This is a genomic window from Paenibacillus sp. Soil724D2, from assembly GCF_001427935.1.
In the GTDB taxonomy this organism is placed as follows: Bacteria; Bacillota; Bacilli; order Paenibacillales; family NBRC-103111; genus Paenibacillus_E.
This window is the reverse complement of the sequence record NZ_LMRY01000056.1, coordinates 317,804-330,757: the sequence shown is the minus strand read 5'-3', so window position 1 is coordinate 330,757 and position 12,954 is coordinate 317,804. Positions and strand designations below refer to the sequence as shown.

General features: G+C 45.1%; 9 protein-coding genes. 7 read left to right on the top strand and 2 right to left on the bottom strand.

The features are described from left to right. Positions 1-189: 189 nt before the first annotated feature. Positions 190-1,767: a HEAT repeat domain-containing protein gene (locus ASG85_RS31630; RefSeq protein ID WP_060648866.1), complete on the bottom strand. Its 1,578-nt coding sequence runs from the start codon at positions 1,765-1,767 to the stop codon at positions 190-192. Between the two features lie 142 nt (positions 1,768-1,909). Between ASG85_RS31630 and ASG85_RS31625 the strand changes: the two genes are divergently transcribed. Beyond that, positions 1,910-2,782 (top strand): AraC family transcriptional regulator, encoded by an 873-nt coding sequence (locus tag ASG85_RS31625; RefSeq protein ID WP_057306701.1) that lies wholly within the window; start codon positions 1,910-1,912, stop codon positions 2,780-2,782. 153 nt (positions 2,783-2,935) lie between these two features. Here ASG85_RS31625 and ASG85_RS31620 read toward each other — a convergent pair whose 3' ends face one another. Then, the gene (locus ASG85_RS31620) at positions 2,936-3,826 is read right to left on the bottom strand and encodes a LysR family transcriptional regulator (protein ID WP_235549430.1); all 891 of its coding nucleotides are present in this window, start codon (positions 3,824-3,826) and stop codon (positions 2,936-2,938) included. 133 nt (positions 3,827-3,959) lie between these two features. Here ASG85_RS31620 and ASG85_RS31615 point away from each other — a divergent pair, with 133 nt between their 5' ends. From ASG85_RS31615 to hutU, 6 genes are all read left to right on the top strand, one after another. After that, positions 3,960-5,177: a CynX/NimT family MFS transporter gene (locus tag ASG85_RS31615; RefSeq protein WP_060648865.1), complete on the top strand. Its 1,218-nt coding sequence runs from the start codon at positions 3,960-3,962 to the stop codon at positions 5,175-5,177. A gap of 639 nt (positions 5,178-5,816) precedes the next feature. Further along, positions 5,817-7,148, top strand: coding sequence for an MFS transporter (locus ASG85_RS31610; protein ID WP_057306698.1), 1,332 nt, complete (start codon positions 5,817-5,819; stop codon positions 7,146-7,148). A 99-nt stretch (positions 7,149-7,247) separates the two neighbouring features. Continuing rightward, positions 7,248-8,807 (top strand): histidine ammonia-lyase, encoded by a 1,560-nt coding sequence (gene hutH / locus ASG85_RS31605; RefSeq protein ID WP_057306697.1) that lies wholly within the window; start codon positions 7,248-7,250, stop codon positions 8,805-8,807. Positions 8,808-8,885: 78 nt separating this feature from the next. Next, positions 8,886-10,079 (top strand): helix-turn-helix domain-containing protein, encoded by a 1,194-nt coding sequence (locus ASG85_RS31600; RefSeq protein WP_057306696.1) that lies wholly within the window; start codon positions 8,886-8,888, stop codon positions 10,077-10,079. Between the two features lie 205 nt (positions 10,080-10,284). Then, positions 10,285-11,253 carry an agmatinase family protein gene (locus ASG85_RS31595; protein WP_057306695.1) on the top strand — a complete coding sequence of 323 codons (969 nt, stop codon included), beginning with the start codon at positions 10,285-10,287 and terminating at the stop codon, positions 11,251-11,253. 30 nt (positions 11,254-11,283) lie between these two features. Then, entirely contained in the window at positions 11,284-12,948 is a 1,665-nt protein-coding gene (gene hutU, locus ASG85_RS31590) for a urocanate hydratase (protein WP_057306694.1), read from the top strand. The last annotated feature ends 6 nt before the right edge of the window (positions 12,949-12,954 follow it).

Sequence of the window (12,954 nt, the reverse complement as noted above, 5' to 3'; positions counted from 1 at the left end):
TTGAATGTGTGAATCCGACATTTGGTGCACAATTATGTAGGGTTCATACCTATTGTTGAAATGAGAATATCATCCAGCAAAAACTGCATTTCGTCAAATGGCAGGCCAAGAACTTAAAGGGCTGTCCTCCAGTAGATTTACCCACTTATAGGACAGCCGCGCTTTCGTATTCAGTTAGTAATCGGGCCCTTAAAAAGTGCTAACTTTACTTGTATCCGGACACCAGCGGGAAGTGCGGTAATATCGGATCAAGATATCAACCGCTTCGTCCGTTCTCAGATGGGTGAGTGCTTCCGCTGCATAAGCTCTAACGTAACGGTCCTTGCTGTAAAGCGCTTGCTCCAAGGATTGGACTGCATCTTTCACGTCGCCAGTCTTACCAGTGCGCAGCAGTGAAAGTGCTGCAGTATATCCGACTTTATTGGTAATGTATGGCTGATCGCCTACATACGACTTTATCGATTCCGTAAGATTTGATTCTGAAGCATCGTCAGTTTCACATCGTATAGAATCCTTCAATACTTTCGCTAATGCCGCAACAACCTGTTCACCAGCATTCTTGAGCATACCTAATGATTCTACCGCATTTCGGCGAACCCACTCGCTCTGATCCTGCAAGCTTGAGATCAGTGAGGGTACCACTTCACCTTCGGAGGAACCTATCATCCCAAGTACGAAAACCGCCAATGCTCTGCGCTTTTCATCCTCATGTTTCATAACGCGGAGAAGGGCAGGAATCGCCTCAGTGCCTGCTCCTTGCAATCCGTATGCGGCCCGTTCCGCTGTCAGGCTCGACCCCTCCGTTATTTGCTTGATCAGCATCTCGATCCCTTGAGTTCCAAGTTGTCCAAGCGCATAGGCTGCATTCAAAGCGGTCGTTTCCACCGGGTCTTTTAATAGAAGCCCTAGTGAGGGAGCGCAAGAAGCCGCTTCTACACCGATTTGTCCCAATTCATCCGCCGCCCGCGCGCGATCGGTCGGGTTCTCTGACTCAAGTTCTTGCCTTAATGCCAACAATCGCTCCTCGGTCGTTGTCGTGACAACCTGCTTGGACGTAGGTTCTCCGCGAAGCCAATTCCATACGTCTTGCCATAAATTCATATGGATAGCGGGCGTTCCTTCCGGTACAATCATCTCCCTGCTTTGATGATTCCAGCTTGGGAACTCCGGTGCGCTCAATCTGAGAAATTGAAACTTAAGCATATAACGATCTAGCTCTGATACATTAAGCGAAGCTCTATGCCACAAGTCGAAATGAACGAGTACCATAGTACCCGCTTTGCCTGTGGGCAGCAGCGTCTCACCTTGGTCGCCAAGAAATTTCTCGTAGTATTGGGTGCCTGGCATGATCGCAGTAGGCCCTAAATCTTCGGTAATATCATGGGTGTAATAGAAAATCATCGCCCACCACGGTCGATGACTGCGCATGGAAGACCAATAGCCGTCTTTGTGCCATTTTCCGCCACCTGGCGTCTGATTTCCCGGTTGATTGTAATGACAGTGTCGATGTGGATGCATGTAAAAGTCTGGGCCAAGTACACTGCTTAACGCTCCCTTGACAATCGGCGTATCGAACAGCTGCTGAATGTCCGGGACACGAGGCAGAATGTTGTTTCCAGGGTTTCCTTCATTATGCATAACGTGATTGATCTGGTTCATGATGCTCAAATGAAGTTGATGAGGCATGTCGTTCTGAAGCACCAGATATCCTTTGGTAATAAATTGCATCATTTGCTCATCTGTCAACAAATACTTGGTATCTAACATGTTAAATCCTCCTTAGAAATCTTCGTCCTTACTTAGAAATACTACAGTATTCGGTATATTTTGTATTTGCAAAATCGTCAATTATTTGTACAATCGTCATATCAATTGCATTTTATTTTTTCGAATAAGGTGGTGATCATGGATGGATTTCGCCGACTTACATCCTTATGTGTACTATGCAACCCGGTACCCATTCTCTAAAGGACAGACTAGCAACAATCGGATCTGTTATGCGTCCTCCCTATATTTGATTAGCGAGGGAAGAGGTGTCATTCACACCGAAGGTCGCACTTATGAAACGGTAGCCGGCTCTCTCGTGTACATACCAGCAGGGCAGTCTCACCATTGGGTTGCGGACAGCAAAGACCCGATGGTGCACATCTGCTGTTATTTCGATTGGTCCTACGTAGACCGTCGGGCCGAGTTCACCCACCCAAGCATGATCTGTTATGATCCAGCCACGCTGGTTCCTACTCTGATCGGACCTGCATTTCCTTATTCATTACCTGAGCATGTGAAGGTGGAGAAGCTGCGGCTGTGGATGGATTTATTCGAGAAGTTTTATACCGAAAATCACTATACAAATGGGCGGACGTACGTTCGCAGTTTAAAGGTTCAGAGCAGCTTCCAGCAGTTTATCGAGTTTTTTCTAACTTTTGCCCTGAAAGAGGAGCATATTCCCAATCTCCGCATGTCCAAGTTGCTTGAACGATTGGATCAGGATCTGGTACAAGGCAATCTGCAGCCTTTGGAAATCTATTACAAAGAGCTGCACATAAGCCGTGGATACTTTTTTGATTTGTTCAAAGATGCAACTGGATTGCCGCCAACCCAGTATGTCATCCAATTCAGGATCAATCGGGCAAAGGATGATCTCCTCTTTACGAATCTGAGCATCACCGAGATCGCAGACAAACACGGATTTTCGTCTTTGCATTATTTTTCGAAGCTGTTCCGCAAGATAAACGGTCTATCACCACGGGAGTTCCGAGAAGAGAACAGAGAAGGTCTATGAGGAAAGAAGACACTGGAAGGTCAGAACATTTGAGGTATAAAATGGAGCGAAAGTGTGACAAAAGCCACACAACATGTTTACAAGGATTCATAAGGCTGCTCCATTTGGATATCAATGAGACACCCAAATAATGTCGGTATGAATAGGAGCCGTTTATTCCTGCCTAAAATGCTCAGTCACTTTCTGAATAAAGGCTTTAGCCGCTTGACCAAGAAACCGATCGGACCGGTGGATGACCCCAATATTACGGCTTGGCGCTTTTTTAGAAATGTGAATGCATCTCAGATCCGGTGCATTTATGGATTGGATTAAAGGACGTGGGAGGATGGTCGCCCCAATGCTTGCCCTTATTAGATTAATAATGGAAGTCGGTGAGGTGGTTTCCATAATAGTGGTTAATTCAAACCCATACTCACGGCAAAAATCGTCTACGAGCTCTCTGCCAATCATGCCTTTAGGAGGCATTACGGTTTCAATATGACGTAGTTCGTCGATATCAATAGAAGGTCTACCGGCCAAAACGTGGTTCTCGGAAACCGCTAGCACATATTCTTCACGGCACAGAGGAATTCGTACCAATCGGTCATCCGGTTGAGGCATGATTCCAATGCCTATATCGACTTCATTTGACAGTACTTGTTCAACAATCTCAACGGAAGACACGATTCTGAGCTTAATTTTAGGGAATTCGTGGTAAAAATCAATTAACATCTTTGATATTCTGTAATCCAAATCCGAGGGTAAGACACCTACGATTAATGTGCCTCTCTGTAAATTATGAAGTTCACCGATAAACTCATTGACGTTTTTCAGACTTCTCAAAACATCACGGCTTTGCTCAAGAAGAATGGAGCCTGCCTCCGTAATCGCGATTTTCTTGCCAATACGGTCAAACAAAGGAATGTTTAATTCATCTTCTAGCGAGCGTATTTGTTGACTTAATGCGGGCTGTGAAATTCCTATTTTTTCTGCAGCCCTGGTGAAGTGCAATTCCTCGCATACGGCGATAAAATATTCTAATTGACGAAATTCCAAGCCTTTCACCTCTACATATCATAAGTATTGCTTATGATTATAATAGGGATGATAATATTGATCAATTATTCGTTTTCTTTTACACTAGTGTAACTGAGCGCAGCTCGAACGTACAAAATGAAAGTGTAAGGGGAAATACAAGATGAAATTAAGATTTGGATATTTAGTTTGTGCACTGTTTCTTGCTTCCATTAATTTACGTCCGGCTATTTCATCGATTGCGCCATTGTTGGAAACGATGCGGAAAGATCTTGGAATCAACGGGGCATTGGCCAGCCTTCTTACCTCAATTCCGGTACTATGCATGGGTCTATTCTCGCCTACAGCTGTTAAGATAAGTAATCGGTGGGGGTTGGAGAGGACATTGACTTGGTCTCTTTTGCTCATAGGTGTTGGCACCATTCTTCGCTATTTCGCGGCTTCCTCGTTGCTGCTGTTGATTACCGCTTTTCTGGCGGGGGTAGGCATTGCGATAACGGGACCCTTGCTATCTGGATTTATTAAACGATATTTCGCTGATCGTGCATCATCCTTAGTTGGCATTTATTCCTCAGCAATGGTCATTGGGGCTGCTCTCAGCTCAGGATTATCCGTGCCGATTCAGAATCTTATGCAAGATTCGTGGCGCGCTTCCTTAGCATCATGGGCTTTATTCGCCATTGTTGCACTTCCAGTATGGTGGCGGCTGGCTGCACATGCATCACGTTCTAATTCGAATTCAACAGCAATAAAGAATACGTCAGAAGGGGTTAAACTCCCATGGAGAAATAAGAAAGCGTGGAACATAACGCTGCTCTTTGGCTTTATGGCGGTCATTTTTTATTCGTTAACAGCCTGGCTAGCTCCAGCAATTGAAAGTATGGGGTACGATAAAGCATTTGCCGGGGGAATGCTGACGTTATTCACGGTTATTCAAATACCGGTCAGTTTTGTGCTGCCGATCCTTATTGCGCGCTTTCCTAAACGGATGTACTGGTTATTGGGCTGCGCTATTTTACAGCTTGCAGGATTGCTTCTTTTCATGATAAACGGTAATCCCTGGTTCTGTGCCAGCCTACTCGGGATTGGTGCAGGCGGACTGTTTCCGATCGTTTTGATGCTGCCGCTGGAAGAAACAGGTGATGCGGAAACCGCGAGTGCTTGGGCAGCGATGAATCAGTCTGGTGGGTATGTGATTGGCTCTTTGGGTCCAATCTTTGTTGGTTGGATACATGATGCTACAGGCAGCTTCGTTCTGGCATTTGGCGGAATGGTTATAGTAGTCGTGCTTATGATGCTGCTCCATCTTATCATTGGCAATAAAAAAGAGCAGTCAAGCTTGGAGATTCCCCGTCAAGCGGCGACTTCGTCATCCCGATAATAGAAGGGATAATGTGATTTGAAGTTTTAAAAATAACCATTCAGCAACTGCTGTATGGTTATTTTTATTGTGAAATTGGGTATGCTGAATGAATTATGGCAGTTCCAAGTCATTTCATATACCTTTCCAGTAGCAGTTCTTTCCAGCAATATTGTGCTAGTAATCCGAATTATTATCTAGAGCGCAATCCATAATGAACGATTATACTTTATTTACTACAGCGGATTTCAAAGGAAAATCGGTAATTTGAAAACGCTTTAAATCGCTTCAAATCGCTTTGGAACGAAGAAAGAGAATGGAATGTATCACATTATTAGTCACAATCAAAAATAATGAGATCAGTTTGGTTCTAAATTGGAAAGTAAAATCGTGCTAGTGTTTGGCAATATTGTTTAGTTCCATTCATCTGGTTTGAAGGTATTCTAGTGTTAATAAACTTAACATAAATATTCAATTTAATGATTTTATTCATTTTTTGTTAAGTTAATTGACATTTAGAAGGAGGAGCCTTGACACTTAACCTGATAAAATTGCAGGAAAGGATGTACCATTTATTCATGTTTAAAAGTGGTTACTTGCCTCCGGAGGGCGTAGTCAAGATATTTATAAAATCGATTTTCATAAACGGGGGTTACTGCTATGTCCGTACAACTATCCATGAAACCTTATAAGATTGATGACGCGCCACTTAATAAGTTTCATCTGAAAATTACAGCACTTACGTTTGGTTCTAATTTTTCTGATGGATATGCTCTTGGTATTATAGGAATGGCTCTGACTTTGATTGGACCTCAAATGAACCTTAGCCCGATTTGGAGCGGATTAATAGGAAGTTCAGCGTTGATCGGACTTTTTTTCGGCAGTCTGCTCCTCGGAGGATTATCTGACCGTATAGGTAGACAGAAAATCTTCCTTGGTAACTTCGTAGTCATTGCTTTAGCATCTTTCTTACAATTTTTTGTACAAGATCCTACGATTCTGTTCATCCTGCGTATATTGATCGGTTTTGCTTTGGGTGGCGATTACGCAATCGGGTCGACGCTGCTTGCCGAGTTCGCGCCTAGAAAGCATCGAGGCTTTTTACTTTCTTTCTTAAATGTCATGTGGACCGTCGGTTATGTAGTCTCCAACATTGTTGGTTATTATCTGCTTAAGACAGGCCCGGATTCCTGGCGGTGGATGCTAGCTAGTGCGGCTATCCCGGCAGTAATCGTTCTTCTGTTGCGGATCGGAACACCTGAATCCCCTAGATGGCTCATTAGCATGGGACGTGTGGAGGAAGCAAGGGAAATCGTGAAGAAGCATATCGGACCACTTGCGGAGCTTGATGAAACGCGTTTGGAGCATACCTCTAAAACGTACCGCTTTCAAGATCTTTTCAAAAAACAGCTTTGGAAACGTACGGCTTTTGGCGGTCTCTTTTATGTATGTCAAGTCATTCCGTACTTCGCCATTTATACGTTCCTGCCGGATATTTTAGCTAAAATGGGATTTGAAGAGACGTTCTTGATGGACACCATTCTGAATTTATTCCTGCTTGTCGGTTCGGTTGCCGGTCTGTGGTTTACAGAGAAATATACACGTAGGAGTTTTACGATTAGCACATTTATTATCCTTACAGTCTCCTTGCTTGCGCTTACTCTTTTACCAGCAGGTTCACATATCGTGGCAATTTCAATATTTTGTTTATTTACTTTTGTTATGTCTGCCGCTTCCAATCTTACCTTAGTATATCCAGCCGAGCTCTTTCCCACCGAAATTCGGGGATCTGGTGTTGGTGTTGTTACCGCAATAAGCCGAATCGGTTCGGCCATCGGAACTTTTCTATTACCGGTAAGTGTTAGTTCCATGGGATTGACCCCATCAATGATTGGTATGAGCGTAGTTCTGCTAATCGGAACTATCGTTTCTATCGCTTGGGCGCCGGAGACGAAATCACTTGCTCTGGATGATGACATCCATTATCATTAATCAAACTTTGACAAGAGATGTCTTTCGGACATCTCTTGTATGCATATTTAACCGACAACTATTGCATAGTATGTATTGGTTTTAAAGGAGATGTTTTTCATGGAAATTGCAACTGCCCCCATTCATCCCAAAGACATAAATACAGTGATTCTTGGCGATCATCCGATCTCAATTTCCGAATTTGTCGCAGTAGCCCGTTTTGGGGCCAAAATATCCTTTTCACAAAGCTTCTGCGATCGCGTCAAGCAATCCAGACACCTTATTGAGAAATTTTTAAACGAAAACCGCATCATTTATGGCGTTACGACTGGCTTTGGGAGTAATGTGACAGAGATCATCTCAACCGAAGACGCCGAAACCCTGCAGCGCAACATTATTAGATCGCATGCCGTTTCCGTAGGGGATCCACTAGAGAAAGAAGTTGTAAGAGCCATTCAACTGATGATTCTCATTCATTTGGGTCATGGTTATTCCGGGGTTCGGTTGGAACTGCTAGAGCTTGTGGCTTCGCTATTGAATCAAGGAATCACCCCTTTTGCTCCAGGTGATGGATCCGTTGGATATCTTTCTCCGGAAGCTCATATGGCATTGGTGCTTATTGGGGAGGGCAAAGCATGGTACAAGGAAGAACTCATCTCAGGCAGTGAGGCGCTTGAAAGAGCAGGATTAAAACCTACGACTTTAAGCTGTAAAGAAGGACTGGCACTGACCAGCGGGACATCCTCCGTTACTGCAATGGCCATTCTAACCCTATATAATGCCATTCAAGCGGTAAAAACCGCGGATATTGCTGGCGCCATGTCACTTGAAGCTTTGAAAGGAACGATTCACGCCTTTGATCCAAGACTTCATTCTTTAAAAAAACATGAGGAACAGGCTAAGACGGCACAAAATATAATCCGAATCCTTAAAGGCAGTGAAATTGTTGAAACCTATAAAGATTATCGATTGCAAGATGCGTTAAGTTTACGATGCATTCCTCAAGTACATGGAGCTTCCAAAAAAAATCTGAAGGATGCAGCCTTTACAATCCATAATGAGCTGAACTCCGTAAGCGATAATCCTGTTATTTATCCCGAAGACAATGACGGAATTGCTCTAATGGGAGGTAATTTCGACGGTACCTATGTTGGCATTCAGGCAGATATTATGTGTATAGCCATGGCTAATCTGGCAAAAATAGCAGAGAGAAGAATTGACCGATTAGTGAACTATCACCTGAGCGAGCTGCCTAGTTTTTTAGTGAAGAATCCAGGATTAAACAGCGGATATATGATCCCGCAATATACGGCTGTAGGACTGTTGGGAGAGATTAGAATTCTTTCTCACCCAGCCTCCGTAGATAATGTTCCCACTTGCGCCAATCAAGAGGATGTTGTCAGCTTCGCCTATGCTGCTTCAAGGAAAGCCTATCAAATTTCGAAGAAATTGACATATATTTTGGCGATTGAATTAATGACGGCCGTACAAGCTCTTGATTTTCATCGTCCGTTGAAACCTTCTCCGGTAATTGCGGCAGTATATAATCTGATACGATCGAAAGTGCCGACGGTGGAGGAAGACCGATTTCTCTATCCGGACATTGTGACGATCTATCATCAAATTCATGAGGGCGACATCGTAAAGGTTGTTGAAGACATGATAGGTGAAATAGAATAAAATAACATGGAAGCAGTTTTCTCTGAAGTTTAAGAGCAAAACGGCTTCCTTTTTTAAGATAGGGGAGGTGATTAGACAATGAAATTGGATACGGCCCAAGCCTCCTTTTCGCAACTTCTCATTTCCGGGACGTTAATCCATGAAGCGGATTATGAAGAAATGCGTGAGCGGCTTGGCATCGAACCGCGGCCCCAAGTCGTTATCGTTTTGTCCATCGACCGTTATACTGATTTGGCCTTGGACAAGTCATTGCAATGGAGTATTGAGATCGGGCAGGTGTTGGTGAATGCCATTTTTGAGAGTGTCACCTTACCATTCCTGTGGGTATGGGTTGGAGAAGGTGTACTGGCCGTATTATTGGATCTCCAATCGGTTCAACCTGTAGAAGCGTCTTATAAACAAGTTACGTATGGCATGGTCCGGAAAATTCAAAACTTCGTCGATACGAAGGGCTTTTCCGTTTCAGCTGGGATAGGCACTTATTATGAAGATCCTTACAAGCTTCATCTTTCCTACAGCGAAGCCAAAGAATCATTGATCGACCGTTTCTTTCAAGGAAACCGGATGATTTTTCAATATGAAGGACAAAGAAGCATTCAGGAAGAACGCGCAAAGCCGGTGACCCATGAAGAGAAAATCGAATTGCTGTCACGTGTCCGGATTGGTGATGAAGAAGGCTCAATCACTTATTTGGTCGAGTTATTAGAAAGTCTCTCCCAATCGTATAAGCATAATATTGATCTATTTAAGTCGGAAGCCTATGATCTAGTACTCTCTTTGTCAAGAATGGTTGTCGACTTAGGAGGTAATGCTTCTGAAATTTTATCTGAAAACGCGAGAATGCTTCAAGACTTGTACAGTACCATTCGATATGACAAATTTGTTAAAAAGCTGTGCGCATACTGGAGGAAGCTGGCCAAGCAGGTATCGGACGATCATGCCTTAGAGGTGTCCCCCATTGTGAGATCCGCTATTGTCTATATAAGAGAGCATCATCAAGACAAAATGCTATTAAAAGAAATTGCCCAGCATTGTTACTTAAGCACCCATTATTTTGCCCATGTATTCAAAAAAGAAGCGGGTGTAAGCTTTGTCGATTTTCTAAATAAAGTTCGTATTGAGAAGGCCGTTTATCTATTAGAGAAAACGGAATTGACCATGCAAGAGATTGCCGCGCGAGTCGGCTTTCAGGATGCGAACTATTTTGCAAGGAAATTCAAAATGATTATGGGGTGCAGCCCGACGGACTATCGGTCATCAGCCCAGTGCTAGTGTTATAGATATAATCACTTTAAGCCAATCCGCTCAGGGGTTGGCTTTTAAGCGTTTTCATCGAAATGTTCAATTTCGGGGTAAACCGTAATATTGTGCTACCTTTCCGCAAATTCGGCTAGATTCAGATGATCCATTTTTCAGTATGATGGAGTCATAGAAACAAACAATCTTTGTTTCATCAACCTACAGGAGGGAAGCAGCTTTGAGACAAATTGAACTGCTGAATCCGCCGGAATTCGTACGAAACTCCAATTGGCGGGATCGATTCGAGACCAAGGTATCCCAGTGGTTGACCCGTTGGGAAGGCGTGGAAGAAGTCCAAGTCGGTTTCATCGGAGTTCCGCTTTCTAAGACGTCGATCAGTATTTCAGGCGCTTCGATGACACCGAATGCCTTGCGGGAATTATTTGCAAATGTGACAACGTACAGTATCGACCATGGTGTCGATTTGCAGGAATTGCAAGCACGTGATCTTGGAGATATTCAGATGCATGTGACGGATCTGCTGCGCTGTCATGCCAATATCGAACAAGGGCTGAAGAACGTTTATGCAGCAATGCCTCATTTGTTCCCGATTATTGCTGGCGGCGATCATTCCATCACTTGCCCCTCTGTGAAAGCATTTAAACACCATGTCGGTGGTAAGGTGGGTATCGTTCAGCTTGACTCCCACATGGATGTCCGGAATCTGGAGGACGGAGGTCCTTCCAACGGAACGCCAATCCGCGGGTTGATCGAATCGGGCACGGTTGAAGGTCGCCATATTGCGCAAATCGGTCTTCACAGCTTCGCCAATTCAAGAGCGTATCATGAATACGCCATGGCGCAAGGAATTACCCAATATACGGCACGTCAGGTAGCCAAAGAAGGAATCGATGCTTTGGTGGAAAAGGCGCTAGAGGTTGCCGGTGACGGGACAGATGCCATTTATGTAACCGTTGATATGGATGTACTGGATCAAGCTTATGCACCAGGTGTGCCAGCGCTCGTTCCAGCCGGAATGACCTCATGGCAGTTGTTGGAAGCGGTATTCCTATTAGGACAGCATCCCAAGGTGCGAGGCTTTGATATTGTTTGTGTGGATCCCATGCAAGATCCCCGCAGAGCGACGGTCAGGACCGCTTTGCATGTCATCTTGACTTTCTTAACGGGCTATATGAAACGAGATTAATTCGAACACAACATAGAGGAGTGACTATTCATGGAACAAAAAGTCAAACGTACGATTCGAGCAGCACACGGAACGAAGCTAACGGCAAAAGGTTGGCAGCAGGAAGCTGTCCTGCGTATGTTGATGAACAATCTGGACCCTGACGTAGCCGAACGTCCGGAAGATCTCGTCGTCTATGGCGGAATCGGCAAGGCTGCGCGGAACTGGGAGTCTTATGACAAGATCGTAGAATGTCTAACGAACCTGGAAGCGGATGAAACGCTTCTTGTACAATCCGGGAAACCGGTTGGCGTATTCAGAACGCATTCGCATGCGCCGCGGGTTCTCATCTCCAACTCGGTCATTGTTCCGGCCTATGCCAACTGGGAGACGTTCCATGAACTCGATAAGCAGGGTCTTATGATGTACGGCCAGATGACGGCTGGCAGCTGGATTTATATCGGTACGCAAGGCATTTTGCAAGGAACCTATGAGACCTTCGCGGAGGCAGCTAGGCAGCATTCGGGAGGCACATTAAGAGGTACTTTGACTTTAACGGCCGGACTTGGCGGTATGGGCGGCGCTCAACCTCTCGCAGTAACGATGAACGATGGCGTCGTTATTGGTGTAGATGTAGATCCGACCCGTATTAAACGCAGAATCGACACACGTTATTGCGACGTCATGGTATACGATCTGGATGAAGCGTTGAAGCTTGCGAACGAAGCGAAAGCTGAGGGAAAAGCGCTCGCTATTGGGCTAGTAGGAAACGCTGCAGAGGTTTTCGCGGAATTTGTGAAACGGGGAATTGTGCCTGATTTCGTAACCGATCAAACCTCGGCTCACGATCCGCTTAACGGCTATATACCGGTCGGTTATTCATTGGAAGCTGCGGCTGACTTGCGTAAAAACGATCCGACGCAGTATGTGAAGCTGTCCAAAAAGTCGATGGCTGCTCATGTTCAGGCCATGCTTGATCTTCAAAAACTGGGGTCAACCGTATTTGATTATGGCAACAACATCCGTCAAGTAGCTCTTGATGAAGGGGTTAAGGACGCTTTTAACTTCCCTGGATTTGTTCCGGCTTACATCCGTCCGCTCTTCTGCGAAGGAAAAGGACCGTTTCGTTGGGCGGCACTGTCCGGTAATCCGGAGGATATCTATAAAACCGATGAACTTGCTTTGAAATTGTTCCCAGACAATGCGCATCTGCGTAAATGGATCGAATTGGCAAGAGAGAAAGTTGCTTTCCAAGGTCTACCAGCGCGTATTTGCTGGTTGGGTTACGGGGAACGGGCCAAGATGGGTCTGGCTATTAACGAAATGGTGCGCAATGGCGAACTGTCCGCGCCAATCGTTATCGGACGTGATCATCTGGATTGCGGTTCCGTGGCTTCTCCAAACCGTGAGACCGAGTCGATGAAGGACGGCAGCGATGTTGTTGGCGACTGGGCGATATTAAATGCGCTAGTGAATACGGCATCCGGTGCGAGCTGGGTTTCCGTCCATCATGGCGGCGGCGTAGGCATGGGATACTCCCTGCACGCAGGTATGGTTGTCGTTGCGGACGGTTCCGAAGAAGCGGACGAAAGATTAGCTCGCGTTTTGAACACGGACCCTGGAATGGGCGTCATCCGTCATGCAGATGCCGGTTATGACATTGCCATTCAAACGGCGAAGGAACGCGGCGTTCGCGTACCGATGATGGGTATCTAAGTTTCT